2 protein-coding genes and 1 pseudogene are annotated in these 1,322 nt (G+C 49.0%); all 3 read right to left on the bottom strand.

Features of this window, described 5'->3' with window-relative positions:
* A pseudogene (gene ubiB, locus R7E47_RS24500) lies at positions 1–323 on the bottom strand (ubiquinone biosynthesis regulatory protein kinase UbiB); the annotation flags it as partial.
* Positions 320–955 (bottom strand): SCP2 domain-containing protein, encoded by a 636-nt coding sequence (locus R7E47_RS24495; protein WP_005456848.1) that lies wholly within the window; start codon positions 953–955, stop codon positions 320–322. The pseudogene ubiB and the gene R7E47_RS24495, both read right to left, overlap by 4 nt.
* An 11-nt stretch (positions 956–966) precedes the next feature.
* Positions 967–1,322: class I SAM-dependent methyltransferase (locus R7E47_RS24490; RefSeq protein ID WP_318085304.1), on the bottom strand; the 356-nt coding region annotated here is incomplete at its 5' end.

Raw genomic sequence — 1,322 nt, 5'->3', positions numbered from 1 at the left:
TGCTGCTCGGCCAGCTCGCCGTCAAAGGGTGCAACTTGGTCTTGCAACAGCGCCAGTGGATCGGCGATATGCGGAGGAAATAAGTCGCGGCGCGTTGACATCATCTGACCGAACTTAATCCACACAGGGCCAAGCTCTTGCAGCGCAAGACGTAAGCGCTCGCCAAGCGGTTTTTCTGGGTGTTGGTTCTTAATCCAGAATAGGCTCTTGCGCATCAATAATGGCGCTTTGGTCAGTTGATGGTCGGGCAACAACTCATCCAAGCCGTATTCCAGCTGTACTTTGATGATGTGGTATAAGCGCTTTAGTTCTGCTGGCGTCATGGTTTCTCCAGCGCTGGCTTATCCGAACCAACTTTGCTCAATAGAGCATTGAGACGCGCTTCAACGCGAGAAGCTTGGCTGCGTACCTCATCCACTTGATCGCAAAAATACGCGACTTCCAATGGTGCGGGTGCCAATTTCCACTCTTCTGTGACCACTTGAGCAAGGTGACGCTGATGTTTTTCCGCTTGAGAAACGAAGAAACCACCCACGTTTTTGGTGCCTTGTACCAAAGTGTGTGCAACTACATCGCCTGTTACGCGAGATAACCACTCTTCAATGTCCGGTTTGCAATCGGTCATCAACTGAGAAAATTTCTGCGCCAGTTGAATATCACCTTCAAGTTCAAGCTTGTCTTGCTTAATCAAGCGAGTGATGTTGGCTTGGTCACGCAGCTCAGGCAGCACGCTCAAATTCAACGAGAGATAGCAGTCAGGCTGACCTTCGTAGTTACCCAGCACATCAATCTGCTGACTGAAAACAAACGTCAGCGTCTTGTCGATTTCTTTGAGGTGAACTTGGATAACTTGGCCCTTGAGACGCGCTAAACGACGACCCAATGCAGGATCGTCTTTAATCAGTGTGTTCAGCGAAGTTTCAATGACAGCAGTGATAAGAGGTTCAAATGGCATGCCGTTAACCCTTAGAATTTGTAACCGCGGTGCAACGCCACAATACCACCCGTTAGGTTGTAGTATTTGGTGTTTTCGAAGCCAGCGTCTTGCATCATGCCTTCCAGAGTTTCTTGGTCTGGGTGCATGCGAATAGATTCAGCAAGGTAGCGGTAGCTTTCTGCGTCATTCGCGACCAATTCGCCCATTTTTGGCAATAGGTGGAATGAGTACGCGTCGTACACTTTTGATAGTGGTTCGAGAACTGGTTTAGAGAATTCCAAAACCAATAGACGACCACCTGGCTTGAGGACGCGGAACATTGAACGCAGTGCTTTGTCTTTGTCGGTTACGTTACGAAGACAGAAGCTGATGGTGATCACATCGA

It is taken from the genome of Vibrio sp. Vb1026 (assembly GCF_033338745.1).
In the GTDB taxonomy this organism is placed as follows: domain Bacteria; phylum Pseudomonadota; class Gammaproteobacteria; order Enterobacterales; family Vibrionaceae; genus Vibrio; species Vibrio alginolyticus.
The sequence above is the reverse complement of the archived record's forward strand: the minus strand, read 5'-3'. Positions and strand labels throughout refer to the sequence as shown.